Consider the following 15,373-nt stretch of genomic DNA (forward strand, 5'->3'; position numbering starts at 1 on the left):
CGGCTAAACAGTAGTGATATTCATGGAAAAACCGCCCAAATGAGGGCGGTTCTTCTTATCACTTCGACTTAGGCGAGATTGATGCCCAAAGCCTTTGCAATCCCTTCCCCATAGGCGGGATCCGCCTTAAAGAAGTACTGTAGCTGACGCTGAATCACGTCTTCGCTGACACCCGCCATAGCACCGGCGATGTTGCTGATCAGCAGGGCTTTCTGCTCATCGCTCATCAAACGGAACAAAGCACCGGGATGACTGAAGTAGTCGGTGTCTTCGCGGTGATCGTAGCGATCAGCCGAACCCATTATGGCCAATGCTGGCTCAGCATGACGTGGCGATTGTTTCGGGGCATCGCTATAACTGTTTGGCTCGTAGTTCGGAGCACTACCGTACCTGCCGGTCGCCATGGAGCCATCGCGCTGGTAACTGTTTACCGGGCAGCGTGGTGCGTTGACTGGCAATTGCTGGTGGTTGGTGCCCACGCGATAGCGGTGCGCGTCGGCGTAGGCGAATACTCGGCCTTGCAGCATGCGGTCCGGTGAAAGACCGACGCCGGGCACCATATTGCTCGGCCCGAACGTGGCCTGCTCGACCTCTGCAAAATAGTTGAGCGGGTTACGGTTGAGCTCCAGCACACCCACCTCGATGAGCGGATAGTCCTTCTGCGACCACGTCTTGGTCACGTCGAAAGGGTTCTCGTCGCGGCTGACTGCCTCGGTTTCGCTCATCACCTGAATGCAAACCGTCCAGCGCGGGTAGTCGCCACGCTCGATGGCCTCGAAAAGATCTCGCTGAGCGTAATCCGGGTCGGTACCTGCCAGGCGTGCAGCGTCTGTCGGGGTGAGGTTCCTAATGCCTTGTTGGGTCTTGAAGTGCCATTTGACCCAAGTGCGTTCACCCTGTGCATTGATCAGGCTGTAGGTGTGGCTGCCAAAGCCATGCATGTGGCGATAGCCGTCCGGAATGCCACGGTCGGAAAAGAGGATGGTGACCTGGTGCAGCGCTTCCGGGGAGTGCGACCAGAAGTCCCACATCATCTGAGCGTTCTTCAGGTTGGACTGCGGGTGGCGCTTCTGGGTGTGGATAAAATCCGGGAACTTCAGTGGATCGCGAATGAAGAACACAGGCGTGTTGTTACCGACGATGTCCCAGTTGCCTTCCTCGGTATAGAACTTCACCGCAAAGCCACGCGGGTCACGCTCGGTATCTGCAGAGCCGCGCTCGCCGCCAACAGTGGAGAAGCGTAAGAAAGTCTCAGTTTGTTTACCGACCTCTTCGAACAGCTTGGCGCTGGTATAGCCGGTGATATCGTGAGTAACGGTAAAGGTACCGTAGGCACCCGAGCCTTTGGCATGGACGCGGCGCTCAGGAATGTTCTCGCGATTGAAATGGGCGAGCTTCTCGATCAGGTGGAAGTCGTCGAGCAGCAGCGGACCGCGCGGACCGGCGGAGCGGGAGTTCTGGTTGTCGGCTACAGGTGCACCGCTGGCGGTGGTGAGAATCTTGCTCATGGGCTCTCCTTATCGGTCTTCATGCGCCGACTAATCGGCTTTGAAGAGAGTATCGACGAGCAAGATTACAGGCACAAATTCATTACATGACTTGTATCAATAGAAATAAACAATAGTTCTGCACACAAAAAACCGGGCACTAGGCCCGGTTTTTTGTAGCAGACAGAACGTCTTACTCAGCAGCTTCTACAGCACCGCCGACCGGACGATCAACCAGCTCGACGTACGCCATAGGCGCGTTGTCGCCAGCGCGGAAACCGCACTTCAGGATGCGCAGGTAGCCGCCCTGACGGGTGGCGTAACGCTTGCCCAGGTCGTTGAACAGTTTGCCAACAGCGGACTTCGAACGAGTACGGTCGAAGGCCAGACGACGGTTAGCAACGCTGTCTTCCTTGGCCAGGGTGATCAGCGGCTCGGCAACGCGGCGCAGTTCCTTGGCTTTCGGCAGGGTGGTTTTGATCAGCTCGTGCTCGATCAGCGACACTGCCATGTTCTGGAACATAGCCTTGCGGTGAGAGCTGGTACGGCTCAGGTGACGTCCACTTTTACGATGACGCATGATTCATTCCTTACCAAACACTACGTTCGGTGATTACGACGATCAGGCGGTCGCCTTGTCGTCTTTCTTAAGACTTGCAGGCGGCCAGTTGTCGAGGCGCATGCCGAGAGACAGACCACGAGAGGCCAGAACGTCCTTGATTTCAGTCAGGGACTTCTTACCCAGGTTAGGAGTCTTCAACAGCTCTACTTCGGTACGCTGAATCAGGTCGCCGATGTAGTAGATGTTCTCCGCCTTGAGGCAGTTGGCCGAACGTACAGTCAGTTCCAGGTCGTCAACCGGACGCAGCAGGATCGGGTCGATCTCGTCTTCCTGCTCGACTACGACAGGCTCGCTGTCACCTTTGAGGTCGACGAACGCGGCCAGCTGCTGTTGCAGGATGGTCGCAGCGCGGCGGATAGCCTCTTCAGGATCCAGGGTGCCGTTGGTTTCCAGATCAATGACCAGTTTGTCCAGGTTGGTACGCTGTTCAACACGGGCGTTCTCGACCACATAGGCGATACGACGCACCGGGCTGAAGGAGGCGTCCAACTGCAGACGGCCAATGCTACGGCTTTCGTCTTCGTCGGTTTGACGGGAGTCGGCCGGCTCGTAACCACGACCACGAGCTACAGTGAGCTTCATGTTCAGAGCGCCGTTCGACGCCAGGTTCGCGATTACGTGATCGGGGTTGACGATCTCGACATCGTGATCCAGCTGAATATCGGCAGCGGTAACCACCCCCGAACCCTTTTTCGACAAGGTCAGCGTAACTTCGTCACGACCATGCAGTTTGATAGCCAGACCTTTCAGGTTCAACAGGATTTCAATTACGTCTTCCTGAACACCTTCGATCGCGGAGTACTCATGGAGTACGCCATCGATCTCGGCCTCGACTACTGCACAGCCAGGCATGGAGGACAACAGGATGCGGCGCAGCGCGTTGCCCAGGGTATGGCCGAAACCACGCTCGAGAGGCTCGAGCGTAATCTTGGCGCGGGTCGGACTGACTACCTGCACATCAATGTGGCGGGGAGTCAGGAACTCATTTACCGAAATCTGCATGGATGCACCTATTTTCTAGCCCTTACTTGGAGTAGAGCTCGACAATCAGGTTTTCGTTGATGTCGGCAGACAGGTCGCTGCGAGCAGGAACGTTCTTGAAAACGCCCGACTTTTTAGCAGCATCCACGTCAACCCACTCAACGCGGCCACGCTGGGCGCACAGTTCAAGGGCTTGAACAATGCGCAACTGGCCCAGCGATTTCTCGCGGACTGCGACCACGTCACCCGGACGAACTTGGTAGGATGGAATGTTTACAGTCTTACCGTTGACGCTGATCGCTTTGTGCGAAACCAGCTGACGAGACTCGGAACGAGTCGAGCCGAAGCCCATACGGTAAACGACGTTATCCAGACGGCACTCGAGCAGTTGCAGCAGGTTCTCACCGGTTGCGCCTTTTTTCGAGGCAGCAGCTTGGTAGTAACCGCGGAACTGACGCTCCAGAACACCGTAGATACGACGGACTTTTTGTTTCTCACGCAGCTGGGTGCCGTAGTCGGACTGACGGCCACGGCGCTGGCCGTGGATACCTGGGGCTGCTTCGATATTGCACTTCGATTCCAGAGCGCGAACGCCGCTCTTCAGGAACAGATCAGTGCCTTCACGACGAGACAGTTTGCATTTTGGACCAATGTAACGTGCCATTCTTCTGTCTCCTGATTACACGCGACGCTTCTTCGGCGGACGGCACCCGTTGTGCGGGATTGGCGTCACGTCGGTGATGCTGGCGATCTTGTAGCCGCAGCTGTTCAATGCACGAACGGCGGACTCACGACCTGGACCTGGACCCTTGACGTTAACGTCGAGGTTCTTCAGACCGTATTCCAGCGCAGCTTGACCAGCACGCTCAGCAGCGATCTGAGCTGCGAACGGGGTGGATTTGCGCGAACCACGGAAACCCGAACCACCGGAGGTCGCCCAGGACAAAGCATTGCCCTGACGGTCGGTGATGGTCACGATGGTGTTGTTGAAAGAAGCATGGATGTGGGCGATGCCATCAACCACTGTCTTTTTGACTTTCTTACGAGGACGAGCAGCAGGTTTTGCCATGTCTATATTCCTGGGCGATTACTTGCGGATCGGCTTACGCGGGCCCTTACGGGTGCGTGCGTTGGTCTTGGTGCGCTGACCGCGAACCGGCAGACCTTTACGATGACGCAGGCCGCGGTAGCAACCCAGGTCCATCAAGCGCTTGATCTTCATGTTGATGTCACGACGCAGGTCACCTTCGGTGGTGAACTTCGCGACTTCGCCACGCAGGGTTTCGATTTGCTCGTCGCTCAGATCCTTGATCTTAGCGGCTGGGTTTACACCAGCGTCTGCACAAATCTTCTGTGCAGTTGTGCGACCGACACCATAGATGTAGGTCAGCGAGATAACAGTATGCTTGTTATCTGGAATGTTGACGCCTGCAATACGGGCCATTCAGTGGGACTCCAATTGACAGCTACCTACGCCCCGGAAGCCAAGAAATAGGGCGCGAGATAATATCGCTGTAGAAACGAATAATCAACCCAGCAGCACACTAGCTGCTGGGTTTGAAGCGCAGATCACACTCAGCCTTGGCGCTGTTTGTGACGCGGTTCCGCGCTGCAGATCACTCGTACGACGCCTTCGCGACGGATGATCTTGCAGTTACGGCACAGCTTTTTCACCGATGCACGAACTTTCATTACCGACTCCTCGAACCTTAGGGGCGTATCAGCGCAGCAAACCGCTGCCACCGTAGCCTTTCAGGTTGGCTTTCTTCATCAGGGATTCGTACTGGTGCGAAACGAGGTGCGATTGTACTTGGGACATGAAGTCCATCACAACCACTACCACAATCAGCAACGAGGTCCCGCCAAGGTAGAACGGCACATTTGCTGCCACCACCAGGAACTGGGGCAGAAGGCAGACGGCCATCATGTAAAGAGCACCGAACATGGTCAAACGGGTCAGAACGCCATCAATGTAGCGCGCCGACTGCTCACCAGGACGGATACCCGGAATAAAGGCACCGGACTTCTTCAGGTTTTCCGCTACGTCTTTCGGGTTGAACATCAACGCTGTGTAGAAGAAGCAGAAGAAAATGATCCCTGCACTAAACAGCAGAATGTTCAACGGCTGACCAGGAGCGATCGACTGCGAGATGTCCTGCAGCCAGCCCATACCCTCGGACTGACCAAACCAGGCACCCAGCGAAGCCGGGAACAGCAGAATGCTGCTCGCGAAAATGGCCGGGATAACCCCCGCCATGTTCACCTTCAGCGGCAAGTGGCTGGTCTGCGCAGCGAAGACCTTGCGGCCCTGCTGACGCTTGGCGTAATGAACGGCGATACGACGCTGACCACGCTCAATGAACACCACAAAACCGATAATCGCTACTGCCAGCAGACCGATGGCGACCAAGGCGAAAATGTTGATATCGCCTGTGCGTGCAGACTCGAAAGACTGCCCGATTGCTCTCGGAAGACCGGCAACGATACCCGCGAAAATCAACATCGAGATACCGTTGCCCACACCGCGCTCGGTGATCTGCTCGCCCAGCCACATCATGAACATCGCGCCTGCCACGAACGTGGAAACAGCGACGACATGGAAGCCCAGGCCTACAGAAAACGCCACGCCCTGGTTGGCCAGGCCAATGGACATGCCAATGGCTTGGACCAGTGCCAGGATAACGGTGCCGTAGCGGGTGTACTGGCTGATCTTGCGACGGCCAGCTTCACCTTCCTTCTTCAACTGCTCCAATTGCGGGCTGACCGCCGTCATCAACTGCATGATGATCGATGCCGAAATGTACGGCATGATCCCCAGTGCAAAGATGCTCATGCGTTCGAGCGCGCCACCGGAAAACATGTTGAACAAGCTAAGAATGGTCCCCTCATTCTGCCGAAACAGATCCGCCAGACGGTCCGGATTGATGCCGGGAACCGGGATATGCGCACCTATCCGATAGACGATGATCGCCATGAACAGAAAGCGCAGACGAGCCCAGAGTTCCGACATCCCGCCCTTACCGAGCGAAGAGAGAGCACCTTGCTTAGCCATTTATTCCTCGAATTTGCCGCCAGCTGCTTCGATAGCCGCACGCGCACCCTTGGTGGCTGCGATACCCTTGATGGTGACTGCGCGAGTAACTTCGCCAGACAGCATGATTTTCACACGCTGAATGTGCTGGTTGATCACGTTGGCATCCTTCAGGGATTGCACGGAGATCACGTCGCCTTCCACTTTGGCCAGCTCGGACAGACGCACTTCAGCGCGGTCCATGGCTTTCAGGGAAACGAAGCCGAACTTCGGCAGGCGACGGTGCAGCGGCTGTTGACCGCCTTCGAAGCCAGGAGCGATCGAACCACCCGAACGGGAAGTCTGACCTTTGTGGCCACGGCCGCCGGTCTTACCCAGACCGCTACCGATACCACGACCTGGACGATGCTTCTCGCGACGGGAACCCGGCGCTGGACTCAGATCATTGAGTTTCATCGATTAGCCCTCGACCTTCAGCATGTAGTAAGCCTTGTTGATCATCCCGCGGTTCTCGGGAGTATCCTGGACTTCTACAGTGTGACCGATGCGACGCAGACCCAGGCCTTTAACACACAGCTTGTGGTTAGGCAGACGGCCCGAGACGCTCTTGATCAGCGTTACTTTTACGGTTGCCATGATCAGAAGATCTCCTCGACGCTCTTGCCACGCTTGGCGGCAATGGATTCAGGAGATTGCATGGCTTTCAGACCCTTGAAGGTGGCGTAAACCACGTTCACTGGGTTGGTCGAACCGTAGCACTTGGCCAGAACGTTCTGAACACCAGCAACTTCCAGGACAGCACGCATTGCGCCACCGGCGATGATACCGGTACCTTCCGAGGCAGGCTGCATGTAAACCTTCGAGGCGCCGTGGGCAGCCTTGGTGGCGTACTGCAGGGTGGTGCCCTTCAGGTCAACCTGGATCATGTTGCGGCGAGCAGCTTCCATGGCTTTCTGGATCGCGGCTGGTACTTCGCGCGACTTGCCACGGCCGAAGCCAACACGACCTTTACCATCACCAACCACGGTCAGCGCGGTGAAGGTGAAGATACGGCCGCCTTTTACGGTTTTGGCAACGCGGTTAACTTGAACCAGCTTCTCGATGTAGCCTTCGTCGCGCTTTTGATCGTTATTTGCCATAACTTAGAACTCCAGCCCGCCTTCACGAGCAGCATCAGCCAGCGCTTTGACGCGGCCATGGTACTTGAAGCCGGAACGGTCAAAGGCAACTTGAGATACACCGGCGGCTTTCGCACGCTCAGCTACCAGCTTGCCAACCTTAGTGGCCGCGTCGATGTTGCCAGTGGCGCCATCACGCAGGTCTTTGTCCAAGGTCGAGGCGCTTGCCAGAACCTTGCTGCCGTCGGCCGAAATGACCTGGGCGTAGATGTGCTGCGAGGAGCGGAACACGCACAGGCGCACGACTTCGAGTTCGTGCATCTTGAGACGTGCTTTGCGAGCGCGACGCAGTCGAATAACTTTTTTGTCGGTCATTTACTAGGCCCTACTTCTTCTTGGCTTCTTTACGACGGACTACTTCGTCCGCGTAACGCACACCTTTACCTTTGTAAGGCTCTGGCGGACGGAAGTCGCGGATTTCAGCGGCCACCTGACCTACCAGCTGCTTGTCGATACCCTTGATCAGGATGTCGGTCTGGCTAGGCGTTTCAGCGGTGATACCGGCTGGCAGTTCGTAGTCCACTGGGTGAGAGAAGCCCAGGGCCAGGTTCAGGACGGTGCCTTTAGCCTGTGCCTTGTAACCAACACCGACCAGCTGGAGCTTGCGCTCGAAGCCTTGGCTTACGCCTTGGACCATGTTGTTGACCAGAGCGCGGGTGGTACCGGCCATGGCACGAGCTTGCTGGTCACCATTGCGAGCGACGAAACGCAGCTCACCAGACTCTTCGGTAACTTCAACAGACGAGTGAACGTTCAGTTCGAGAGTACCTTTGGCACCCTTCACCGAAAGCTGCTGACCGGCGAATTTGACTTCGACACCGGATGGCAGCTTAACGGGGTTCTTAGCGACGCGAGACATGTCTATCCCCCCTTAGAACACTGTGCACAGAACTTCGCCGCCGACACCGGCAGCGCGCGCAGCGCGATCAGTCATCACACCTTTGTTGGTGGAGACGATAGACACGCCCAGACCGCCACGTACTTTCGGCAGATCGGTGACGGCCTTGTACTGGCGCAGGCCTGGACGGCTGGAGCGCTTCAGTTCCTCGATGACCGGACGGCCTTCGAAGTACTTCAGTTCGATCGACAGGGAAGGCTTGGCCTCACCAGTTACCTGGTAGCCAGCGATGTAACCTTCGTCCTTCAGAACTTTGGCAACCGCGACCTTCAGGGTAGAGGAAGGCATGCTTACGACGGACTTTTCAGCCATCTGGGCATTACGGATGCGAGTTAGCATGTCCGCTAACGGGTCCTGCATACTCATGGGCTAGATGCTCCTGATACAAGAATTATTAGCCTTGCGGCTATGACAACCACCCGAACGGTTTGGGCAAAAACCCAGGCTCAGGTGAGCCGGTCATTCTAGACACAAGGCAGAAACGAAACAAGCCCCATATAGGGGCTTGTTTGTTGGCAAGGTCACCGGCGGTCGGAAGATTGCTCCCCTTCCACCCGTGCCCTGCCTGCAGCGATTACCAGGAGGCCTTGACCAGACCTGGTACGTCACCGCGCATTGCAGCTTGACGCAGCATGTTACGGCCCAGGCCGAACTTACGGTATACACCGTGAGGACGACCGGTCAGGCGGCAACGGTTGCGCAGGCGCGAGGCGCTAGCGTCGCGTGGCTGCTTCTGCAGAGCGACAACGGCAGCGAAACGCTCTTCTGGAGAGGCGTTCAGGTTGACGATGGTCGCTTTCAGCTCAGCACGCTTCTTGGCGAACTTTGCTACCGTGAGCTGACGCTTCAGCTCGCGGTTTTTCATGCTCTTCTTGGCCATTTTCCTACTCCAATCAGTTGCGGAACGGGAACTTGAAAGCACGCAGCAGAGCGCGGCCTTCGTCGTCCGAACGAGCAGTGGTGGTCAGGGTGATGTCCAAACCGCGCAGAGCATCGATCTTGTCGTAGTCGATTTCCGGGAAGATGATCTGCTCTTTCACGCCCATGCTGTAGTTGCCACGACCATCGAAGGACTTGGCATTCAGGCCGCGGAAGTCGCGAACCCGAGGCAGGGAGATCGCCAGCAGGCGGTCCAGGAATTCGTACATCTTATCGCTACGCAGGGTCACCTTGACGCCGATCGGCCAGCCTTCGCGGACTTTGAAGCCAGCGATGGATTTGCGAGCGAAAGTCACAACCGGCTTTTGACCGGTGATCTTTTCCAGGTCGGCAACAGCGTGCTCGATGACTTTCTTGTCGCCGATCGCTTCGCCCAGACCCATGTTCAGGGTGATCTTGGTAACGCGCGGAACTTCCATCACGTTCGACAGCTTAAGTTCTTCCTTAAGCTTAGGAGCGATTTCGTTCCGGTAAATCTCTTTCAGTCGTGCCATGGTCTTCTACCTAGCAGTGTTCAAGCATCAACCGCTTTTTGGGTCGACTTGAAGACACGAATTTTTTTACCGTCTTCTACTTTGAAACCAACGCGGTCAGCCTTGTTGGTTTCACCGTTGAAGATGGCAACGTTGGAAGCGTGCAGAGGCGCTTCTTTCTCGACGATACCGCCCTGTACGCCCGCCATCGGGTTAGGCTTGGTATGACGCTTGACCAGGTTCACGCCACCGATAACCAGACGGTCATCAGCCAGAACCTTCAGCACCTTACCGCGCTTACCTTTGTCTTTGCCGGCGATCACGATGATCTCGTCGTCACGACGAATCTTTTGCATGTCGGATCTCCTTACAGCACTTCAGGGGCGAGCGAGACGATCTTCATGAACTTCTCAGTACGAAGTTCACGGGTCACTGGCCCGAAGATGCGAGTGCCGATCGGCTCTTGCTTGTTGTTCAGCAGAACAGCAGCGTTGCCGTCGAAACGAATGATGGAACCGTCAGCGCGACGAACACCGTGACGGGTACGTACGACGACAGCGGTCATCACTTGGCCTTTTTTGACCTTACCGCGCGGAATTGCTTCCTTGACGGTTACTTTGATGATGTCACCGATACCGGCGTAACGGCGGTGCGAACCGCCGAGTACCTTGATGCACATGACGCGACGAGCGCCGCTGTTATCGGCCACATCGAGCATGGATTGAGTCTGAATCATAAAATTTCTCCGACCCCTAGCCCTTAGACTTCAACAGCGCGTTCGAGGACTTCAACCAGTGCCCAGGACTTGGTCTTGGCCAGCGGACGGGTTTCACGGATGGAAACCTTGTCGCCGATCTTGCACTGGTTGGCTTCGTCGTGCGCGTGCAGCTTAGTCGAACGCTTAACGTATTTACCGTAGATCGGGTGCTTTACGCGACGCTCGATCAGAACGGTGATGGTCTTGTCCATTTTGTCGCTGACGACACGGCCAGTCAGCGTACGGACGGTTTTTTCAGCTTCAGCCATGATCACTTACCTGCCTGCTGGTTGAGCACAGTTTTCACGCGAGCGATGTCACGCTTAACTTGCGAGAGCAGGTGCGACTGCCCCAACTGGCCAGTTGCTTTCTGCATACGCAGATTGAACTGGTCGCGCAGCAAGCCGAGCAGTTGCTCGTTCAGTTGCTGTGCCGATTTTTCACGAAGTTCATTCGCTTTCATCACATCACCGTCCGCTTAACAAAGGAGGTGGCGAGAGGCAGCTTTGCAGCAGCCAGGGCGAAAGCTTCGCGCGCCAGCTCTTCAGAAACACCCTCGATCTCGTACAGGACTTTGCCTGGCTGAATCTGGGCAACCCAGTATTCCACGGAGCCCTTACCTTTACCCATACGAACCTCAAGAGGTTTTTTGGAGATCGGCTTGTCCGGGAACACACGGATCCAGATCTTACCGCCACGCTTAACGTGACGGGTCAGCGCACGACGTGCGGACTCGATCTGGCGAGCGGTGAGGCGACCGCGAGCAACAGCTTTCAGGGCGAATTCGCCGAAGCTGACTTTGCTACCGCGCAGTGCCAGACCACGGTTGTGGCCAGTCATCTGCTTGCGGAATTTTGTACGCTTTGGTTGCAACATTTGGCGTACCCCTTACTTAGCAGCTTTTTTACGAGGCGCTGGTGCTTGTGGTTTCAGTTCTTCTTGGCGACCACCAATAACTTCGCCTTTGAAGATCCAAACCTTCACACCGATCACACCGTAAGTGGTGTGAGCTTCGTAGGTGTTGTAGTCGATATCGGCACGCAGGGTGTGCAGAGGCACACGACCTTCGCGATACCACTCGGTACGAGCAATCTCAGCACCGCCGAGACGACCGCTCACCTGGATCTTGATGCCCTTGGCACCAATACGCATGGCGTTCTGTACCGCGCGCTTCATGGCGCGACGGAACATTACACGGCGTTCCAGCTGCTGAGCTACGCTCTGCGCAACCAGCATTGCGTCGAGTTCCGGCTTGCGGATCTCTTCGATGTTGATGTGCACAGGCACACCCATCTGCTTGGTCAGGTCCTGACGCAGCTTCTCGACATCCTCACCTTTCTTACCGATAACGATACCGGGACGAGCGGTGTGGATGGTGATGCGTGCAGTTTGAGCCGGACGATGAATATCGATACGGCTTACGGACGCGCTTTTTAGTTTGTCTTGGAGGTACTCACGCGTTTTCAGATCCTTCAACAGGTAATCTGCGTAAGTAGCACCGTCTGCGTACCAGACGGAGGTGTGCTCCTTGACGATTCCCAGGCGAATGCCAGTGGGATGTACTTTCTGACCCATCTGATCGACTCCGTTACTTGTCCGCAACCTTGACAGTGATATGGCAAGACCGCTTGACGATGCGATCAGCACGGCCTTTGGCACGTGGCATGATGCGCTTCAGCGAACGCCCTTCGTTGACGAAGACGGTGGAGACCTTCAGGTCATCAACGTCTGCGCCTTCGTTGTGTTCGGCGTTGGCTACGGCCGACTCGAGGACTTTCTTCATGATTTCAGCGGCTTTTTTGCTGCTGAAGGCCAACAGGTTGAGCGCTTCGCCCACCTTCTTCCCGCGGATCTGGTCGGCGACCAAGCGGGCTTTCTGGGCGGAGATGCGAGCGCCCGACAACTTAGCGGCTACTTCCATTTCCTTACCCCTTAACGCTTGGCTTTCTTGTCAGCCACGTGCCCGCGATAGGTGCGGGTACCGGCGAACTCGCCCAGTTTGTGGCCGACCATGTCTTCGTTCACGAGAACTGGAACATGTTGGCGACCGTTGTGAACCGCGATGGTCAGACCGACCATTTGTGGCAGGATCATCGAACGGCGCGACCAGGTTTTAACTGGCTTGCGATCGTTCTTCTCCACCGCCACTTCGACCTTCTTCAACAGGTGAAGATCGATAAAAGGACCTTTTTTCAGAGAACGTGGCACTGTCGTATCCCTCTAGTTACTTGCGACGACGGACGATCATGTTGTCGGTACGCTTATTACCACGGGTTTTAGCACCCTTGGTTGGGAAGCCCCATGGCGATACCGGATGACGACCACCGGAGGTACGACCTTCACCACCACCGTGTGGGTGGTCAACCGGGTTCATGGCAACACCACGAACGGTTGGGCGAACGCCGCGCCAGCGTTTGGCACCAGCTTTACCCAGCGAACGCAGGCTGTGCTCGGAGTTCGAGACTTCGCCCAGGGTCGCACGGCACTCAGCCAGGACTTTACGCATTTCACCAGAGCGCAGACGCAGGGTCACGTAGACACCTTCGCGAGCGATCAGCTGAGCCGAAGCACCAGCGGAACGAGCGATCTGAGCACCTTTACCCGGCTTCAGTTCGATGCCGTGAATGGTGCTACCTACTGGAATGTTGCGCAGCTGCAGGGAGTTACCGGCCTTGATTGGGGCCAGGGCACCTGCGATCAGCTGGTCGCCAGCGCTCACGCCTTTAGGCGCGATGATGTAGCGACGCTCACCGTCTGCGTAGCACAGCAGGGCGATGTGAGCAGTACGGTTTGGATCGTATTCGATACGCTCGACAGTGGCTGGAATGCCATCTTTGTCGTTGCGACGGAAGTCGACCAGACGGTAATGCTGCTTGTGACCACCACCAACGTGACGAGTGGTAATGCGGCCATTGTTGTTACGACCACCAGACTTCGATTTTTTCTCGATCAGCGGTGCGTGAGGAGCGCCTTTGTGCAGCTCCTTGTTGACCACCTTGACCACGAAACGGCGGCCAGGGGAAGTCGGTTTGCATTTAACGATTGCCATGATGCACCCCTTCCTTACTCAGCACTGCTGCTGAAATCGAGATCTTGGCCTGGCTGAAGGGAGACGATCGCCTTCTTCCAGTCATTACGCTTGCCCAGACCACGTGCGGTACGCTTGGTTTTACCCAGAACGTTAACAGTCGACACGTTTTCAACTTTTACGTTGAACAGGCCTTCGACAGCTTTCTTGATTTCCAGCTTGGTTGCATCAGTAGCAACCTTGAATACGAACTGGCCTTTTTTCTCAGCCAGAACGGTAGCCTTCTCGGAAACGTGCGGGCCAAGGAGGACTTTGAATACGCGTTCCTGGTTCATCCCAGCAGCTCCTCGAATTTCTTCACGGCCGAGACAGTGATCAACACTTTCTCGTATGCGATCAGACTGACCGGGTCGGAACCTTGTACGTCACGTACGTCGACGTGCGGCAGGTTACGAGCAGCCAGGTACAGGTTCTGATCAACAGCGTCGGAAACGATCAATACGTCGCTCAGACCCATGCCGTTCAGCTTGTTCAGCAGATCTTTGGTTTTCGGTGCTTCAACAGCGAAGTCCTGAACCACGACCAGACGGTCGCTACGCACCAGCTCAGCGAGGATGGAGCGCAGAGCTGCGCGATACATCTTCTTGTTGAGCTTTTGCGAGTGATCTTGAGGGCGAGCTGCGAAGGTTACACCACCGCCACGCCAGATCGGACCACGAGTGGTACCAGCACGAGCACGGCCAGTACCCTTCTGACGCCATGGGCGCTTACCGCCACCAGCCACGTCGGAACGGGTCTTCTGCTGCTTGGTGCCCTGACGGCCGCCGGCCATGTAGGCCACGACTGCTTGGTGAACCAGCGTCTCGTTGAATTCGCCACCGAAAGTCAGTTCGGAAACTTCGATCGCCTGAGCGTCATTTACATTAAGTTGCATGTCAGTTTCCCCTTAACCGCGAGCCTTGACAGCTGGACGTACAACCACGTCGCCGCCAGTAGCGCCAGGTACGGCACCCTTGATCAGCAGCAGGTTGCGTTCAGCGTCTACGCGAACTACTTCCAGGGACTGAACAGTCACGCGCTCGGCGCCCATGTGACCGGACATTTTCTTGCCCTTGAACACACGACCAGGAGTCTGGCACTGGCCGATGGAACCAGGCACACGGTGCGACACGGAGTTACCGTGGGTGTTGTCCTGACCACGGAAGTTCCAGCGCTTGATGGTACCGGCGAAGCCTTTACCTTTCGACTGACCAGTAACGTCAACCAGCTGGCCTGCAGTGAAGAGTTCAGCTTTGATCAGATCGCCAGCCTGGAAATCGCCTTCTTCAAGACGGAACTCCCAAACACCGCGACCAGCGGCAACGTTGGCCTTGGCGAAGTGGCCTGCCTGAGCGGCAGTCACACGCGAAGCACGACGCTCGCCGACAGTGACTTGCACTGCACGGTAGCCATCGGTTTCTTCAGTTTTGAACTGGGTGACGCGATTCGGCTCGATCTCAATGACCGTGACCGGAATGGAGACACCTTCTTCGGTGAAAATGCGGGTCATACCGCACTTGCGACCGATTACACCAATAGTCATGTTGTAAACCTCATGAGTGTACGGGGCTTTCACCCGCTATGGCCGCCCATTTCAGAGCGTTACACGACTAGACCGAAGTCTTAGCCGAGGCTGATCTGTACTTCCACACCTGCCGCCAGATCAAGCTTCATCAGCGCGTCAACGGTTTTATCCGTTGGCTGGACGATGTCCAGAACACGCTTATGAGTGCGAATCTCGTACTGGTCACGCGCGTCTTTGTTGACGTGCGGGGAAACCAGAACGGTGAAACGCTCTTTGCGGGTAGGCAGTGGAATTGGACCACGCACTTGTGCACCAGTACGTTTCGCGGTTTCCACGATTTCCTGGGTGGATTGGTCGATCAGGCGATGGTCGAAAGCCTTCAACCTGATACGGATTTGCTGATTTTGCATTGGAT

Annotated in this window: 29 protein-coding genes; all 29 read right to left on the minus strand. The window is 56.2% G+C overall.

Annotation, left to right across the window (positions count from 1 at the left end):
• Nucleotides 1-68: 68 nt before the first annotated feature.
• Nucleotides 69-1,508 carry a catalase gene (locus LVS58_RS17430; RefSeq protein WP_233692111.1) on the minus strand — a complete coding sequence of 480 codons (1,440 nt, stop codon included), beginning with the start codon at nt 1,506-1,508 and terminating at the stop codon, nt 69-71.
• Between the two features lie 172 nt (nt 1,509-1,680).
• Nucleotides 1,681-2,067: a 50S ribosomal protein L17 gene (rplQ, locus tag LVS58_RS17435; RefSeq protein WP_003255451.1), complete on the minus strand. Its 387-nt coding sequence runs from the start codon at nt 2,065-2,067 to the stop codon at nt 1,681-1,683.
• A gap of 42 nt (nt 2,068-2,109) precedes the next feature.
• Nucleotides 2,110-3,111, minus strand: coding sequence for a DNA-directed RNA polymerase subunit alpha (locus LVS58_RS17440; RefSeq protein ID WP_003255452.1), 1,002 nt, complete (start codon nt 3,109-3,111; stop codon nt 2,110-2,112).
• 22 nt (nt 3,112-3,133) lie between these two features.
• On the minus strand, nt 3,134-3,754 hold the full coding sequence (rpsD, locus tag LVS58_RS17445) for a 30S ribosomal protein S4 (RefSeq protein ID WP_003255453.1): 621 nt from the start codon (nt 3,752-3,754) through the stop codon (nt 3,134-3,136).
• Between the two features lie 15 nt (nt 3,755-3,769).
• The gene (gene rpsK / locus LVS58_RS17450; protein WP_003255454.1) at nt 3,770-4,159 is read right to left on the minus strand and encodes a 30S ribosomal protein S11; all 390 of its coding nucleotides are present in this window, start codon (nt 4,157-4,159) and stop codon (nt 3,770-3,772) included.
• A gap of 18 nt (nt 4,160-4,177) precedes the next feature.
• Nucleotides 4,178-4,534, minus strand: coding sequence for a 30S ribosomal protein S13 (gene rpsM, locus LVS58_RS17455; protein ID WP_003255457.1), 357 nt, complete (start codon nt 4,532-4,534; stop codon nt 4,178-4,180).
• Between the two features lie 131 nt (nt 4,535-4,665).
• A complete protein-coding gene (gene rpmJ / locus LVS58_RS17460; protein ID WP_002555468.1) occupies nt 4,666-4,782 on the minus strand; it encodes a 50S ribosomal protein L36 in 117 nt (38 codons plus the stop codon).
• 28 nt (nt 4,783-4,810) lie between these two features.
• Nucleotides 4,811-6,142 carry a preprotein translocase subunit SecY gene (gene secY, locus LVS58_RS17465; protein ID WP_003257108.1) on the minus strand — a complete coding sequence of 444 codons (1,332 nt, stop codon included), beginning with the start codon at nt 6,140-6,142 and terminating at the stop codon, nt 4,811-4,813.
• Nucleotides 6,143-6,577, minus strand: a complete 435-nt coding sequence (rplO, locus tag LVS58_RS17470) for a 50S ribosomal protein L15 (protein WP_003255461.1) — start codon at nt 6,575-6,577, stop codon at nt 6,143-6,145.
• Between the two features lie 3 nt (nt 6,578-6,580).
• Nucleotides 6,581-6,757 carry a 50S ribosomal protein L30 gene (gene rpmD, locus LVS58_RS17475; RefSeq protein WP_003255463.1) on the minus strand — a complete coding sequence of 59 codons (177 nt, stop codon included), beginning with the start codon at nt 6,755-6,757 and terminating at the stop codon, nt 6,581-6,583.
• A 2-nt stretch (nt 6,758-6,759) separates the two neighbouring features.
• On the minus strand, nt 6,760-7,260 hold the full coding sequence (gene rpsE, locus LVS58_RS17480; RefSeq protein WP_003255465.1) for a 30S ribosomal protein S5: 501 nt from the start codon (nt 7,258-7,260) through the stop codon (nt 6,760-6,762).
• 3 nt (nt 7,261-7,263) lie between these two features.
• Nucleotides 7,264-7,614, minus strand: coding sequence for a 50S ribosomal protein L18 (gene rplR / locus LVS58_RS17485; protein WP_003255467.1), 351 nt, complete (start codon nt 7,612-7,614; stop codon nt 7,264-7,266).
• A gap of 10 nt (nt 7,615-7,624) precedes the next feature.
• The gene (rplF, locus tag LVS58_RS17490; protein WP_003255469.1) at nt 7,625-8,158 is read right to left on the minus strand and encodes a 50S ribosomal protein L6; all 534 of its coding nucleotides are present in this window, start codon (nt 8,156-8,158) and stop codon (nt 7,625-7,627) included.
• Between the two features lie 12 nt (nt 8,159-8,170).
• The gene (gene rpsH / locus LVS58_RS17495; protein ID WP_003255471.1) at nt 8,171-8,563 is read right to left on the minus strand and encodes a 30S ribosomal protein S8; all 393 of its coding nucleotides are present in this window, start codon (nt 8,561-8,563) and stop codon (nt 8,171-8,173) included.
• 208 nt (nt 8,564-8,771) lie between these two features.
• Entirely contained in the window at nt 8,772-9,077 is a 306-nt protein-coding gene (gene rpsN / locus LVS58_RS17500; protein WP_003255472.1) for a 30S ribosomal protein S14, read from the minus strand.
• 13 nt (nt 9,078-9,090) lie between these two features.
• Nucleotides 9,091-9,630: a 50S ribosomal protein L5 gene (gene rplE, locus LVS58_RS17505; RefSeq protein WP_003255474.1), complete on the minus strand. Its 540-nt coding sequence runs from the start codon at nt 9,628-9,630 to the stop codon at nt 9,091-9,093.
• A 20-nt stretch (nt 9,631-9,650) separates the two neighbouring features.
• Nucleotides 9,651-9,965, minus strand: a complete 315-nt coding sequence (gene rplX, locus LVS58_RS17510) for a 50S ribosomal protein L24 (RefSeq protein WP_003255476.1) — start codon at nt 9,963-9,965, stop codon at nt 9,651-9,653.
• Nucleotides 9,966-9,976: 11 nt separating this feature from the next.
• The gene (gene rplN / locus LVS58_RS17515) at nt 9,977-10,345 is read right to left on the minus strand and encodes a 50S ribosomal protein L14 (RefSeq protein WP_002555479.1); all 369 of its coding nucleotides are present in this window, start codon (nt 10,343-10,345) and stop codon (nt 9,977-9,979) included.
• A gap of 23 nt (nt 10,346-10,368) precedes the next feature.
• Nucleotides 10,369-10,635 (minus strand): 30S ribosomal protein S17, encoded by a 267-nt coding sequence (gene rpsQ, locus LVS58_RS17520; RefSeq protein WP_003255478.1) that lies wholly within the window; start codon nt 10,633-10,635, stop codon nt 10,369-10,371.
• A gap of 2 nt (nt 10,636-10,637) precedes the next feature.
• Nucleotides 10,638-10,829, minus strand: a complete 192-nt coding sequence (gene rpmC, locus LVS58_RS17525; protein ID WP_002555481.1) for a 50S ribosomal protein L29 — start codon at nt 10,827-10,829, stop codon at nt 10,638-10,640.
• Nucleotides 10,829-11,242 (minus strand): 50S ribosomal protein L16, encoded by a 414-nt coding sequence (gene rplP / locus LVS58_RS17530; RefSeq protein WP_003255479.1) that lies wholly within the window; start codon nt 11,240-11,242, stop codon nt 10,829-10,831. The genes rpmC and rplP overlap by 1 nt, the downstream gene beginning before the upstream one ends.
• Nucleotides 11,243-11,254: 12 nt before the next feature.
• Nucleotides 11,255-11,941, minus strand: a complete 687-nt coding sequence (gene rpsC / locus LVS58_RS17535; RefSeq protein WP_003255481.1) for a 30S ribosomal protein S3 — start codon at nt 11,939-11,941, stop codon at nt 11,255-11,257.
• A 13-nt stretch (nt 11,942-11,954) separates the two neighbouring features.
• The gene (gene rplV / locus LVS58_RS17540) at nt 11,955-12,287 is read right to left on the minus strand and encodes a 50S ribosomal protein L22 (protein ID WP_003103908.1); all 333 of its coding nucleotides are present in this window, start codon (nt 12,285-12,287) and stop codon (nt 11,955-11,957) included.
• A gap of 11 nt (nt 12,288-12,298) precedes the next feature.
• Complete coding sequence (gene rpsS, locus LVS58_RS17545) at nt 12,299-12,574, minus strand: 30S ribosomal protein S19 (protein ID WP_003255482.1); 276 nt, start codon at nt 12,572-12,574, stop codon at nt 12,299-12,301.
• 16 nt (nt 12,575-12,590) lie between these two features.
• A complete protein-coding gene (gene rplB / locus LVS58_RS17550) occupies nt 12,591-13,415 on the minus strand; it encodes a 50S ribosomal protein L2 (protein WP_003255483.1) in 825 nt (274 codons plus the stop codon).
• A gap of 14 nt (nt 13,416-13,429) precedes the next feature.
• Entirely contained in the window at nt 13,430-13,729 is a 300-nt protein-coding gene (rplW, locus tag LVS58_RS17555) for a 50S ribosomal protein L23 (RefSeq protein WP_003255484.1), read from the minus strand.
• Nucleotides 13,726-14,328 carry a 50S ribosomal protein L4 gene (rplD, locus tag LVS58_RS17560; RefSeq protein ID WP_003255485.1) on the minus strand — a complete coding sequence of 201 codons (603 nt, stop codon included), beginning with the start codon at nt 14,326-14,328 and terminating at the stop codon, nt 13,726-13,728. The genes rplW and rplD overlap by 4 nt, the downstream gene beginning before the upstream one ends.
• A 12-nt stretch (nt 14,329-14,340) precedes the next feature.
• The gene (rplC, locus tag LVS58_RS17565) at nt 14,341-14,976 is read right to left on the minus strand and encodes a 50S ribosomal protein L3 (protein WP_003255486.1); all 636 of its coding nucleotides are present in this window, start codon (nt 14,974-14,976) and stop codon (nt 14,341-14,343) included.
• An 80-nt stretch (nt 14,977-15,056) separates the two neighbouring features.
• On the minus strand, nt 15,057-15,368 hold the full coding sequence (gene rpsJ / locus LVS58_RS17570) for a 30S ribosomal protein S10 (protein WP_003186070.1): 312 nt from the start codon (nt 15,366-15,368) through the stop codon (nt 15,057-15,059).
• Nucleotides 15,369-15,373: the final 5 nt, after the last annotated feature.

Origin of the sequence: Pseudomonas sp. JR33AA (assembly GCF_021378985.1) — a bacterium.
Taxonomy (GTDB): domain Bacteria; phylum Pseudomonadota; class Gammaproteobacteria; order Pseudomonadales; family Pseudomonadaceae; genus Aquipseudomonas; species Aquipseudomonas alloputida.